The sequence below is a fragment of the Escherichia sp. 93.1518 genome (genome assembly GCF_013368915.2).
GTDB classification, from domain to species: domain Bacteria; phylum Pseudomonadota; class Gammaproteobacteria; order Enterobacterales; family Enterobacteriaceae; genus Escherichia; species Escherichia ruysiae.
Window position 1 is genome coordinate 1 of the sequence record NZ_JABWMT020000090.1, and the last position, 1,023, is coordinate 1,023.

Sequence of the window (1,023 nt, forward strand, 5' to 3'; positions counted from 1 at the left end):
CGCGGGTTTTCGCTATTTATGAAAATTTTCCGGTTTAAGGCGTTTCCGTTCTTCTTCGTCGTAACTTAATGTTTTTATTTAAAATACCCCCTGAAAAGAAAGGAAACGACAGGTGCTGAAAACGAACTTTTGGGCCTCTGTCGTTTCCTTTCTCTGTTTTGGGCCGTGGAATGAACAATGGAAGTCAACAAAAAGCAGCTGGCTGACATTTTCGGTGCGAGTATCCGTACCATTCAGAACTGGCAGGAACAGGGAATGCCCGTTCTGCGAGGCGGTGGCAAGGGTAATGAGGTGCTTTATGACTCTGCCGCCGTTATAAAATGGTATGCCGAAAGGGATGCTGAAATTGAGAACGAAAAGCTGCGCCGGGAAGTTGAAGAACTGCGGCAGGCCAGCGAGACAGATCTCCAGCCAGGGACTATTGAGTACGAACGCCATCGACTTACGCGTGCGCAGGCCGACGCACAGGAACTGAAGAATGCCAGAGACTCAGCTGAAGTGGTGGAAACCGCATTCTGTACTTTCGTGCTGTCGCGGATCGCAGGTGAAATTGCCAGTATTCTCGACGGGATCCCCCTGTCGGTGCAGCGGCGTTTTCCGGAACTGGAAAACCGACATGTTGATTTCCTGAAACGGGATATCATCAAAGCCATGAACAAAGCAGCCGCGCTGGATGAACTGATACCGGGGTTGCTGAGTGAATATATCGAACAGTCAGGTTAACAGGCTGCGGCATTTTGTCCGCGCCGGGCTTCGCTCACTGTTCAGGCCGGAGCCACAGACCGCCGTTGAATGGGCGGATGCCAATTACTATCTCCCGAAAGAATCCGCATACCAGGAAGGGCGCTGGGAAACACTGCCCTTTCAGCGGGCCATCATGAATGCGATGGGCAGCGACTACATCCGTGAGGTGAATGTGGTGAAGTCTGCCCGTGTTGGTTATTCCAAAATGCTGCTGGGTGTTTATGCCTACTTCATAGAGCATAAGCAGCGCAACACCCTTATCTGGTTGCCGACGGATGG

2 protein-coding genes are annotated in these 1,023 nt (G+C 51.5%); both read left to right on the top strand.

Features of this window, described 5'->3' with window-relative positions:
* Window positions 1–177: 177 nt before the first annotated feature.
* On the top strand, window positions 178–723 hold the full coding sequence (locus HEN21_RS22495; protein ID WP_000453587.1) for a DNA-packaging protein: 546 nt from the start codon (window positions 178–180) through the stop codon (window positions 721–723).
* Window positions 698–1,023: phage terminase large subunit family protein (locus HEN21_RS22500; RefSeq protein ID WP_024234363.1), on the top strand; the 326-nt coding region annotated here is incomplete at its 3' end. The genes HEN21_RS22495 and HEN21_RS22500, both read left to right, overlap by 26 nt.

Bases quoted from the DNA above. Each gene is read 5' to 3' on its own strand.
- HEN21_RS22495 (WP_000453587.1), top strand. From the start codon at position 178: ATGGAAGTCAACAAAAAGCAGCTGGCTGACATTTTCGGTGCGAGTATC.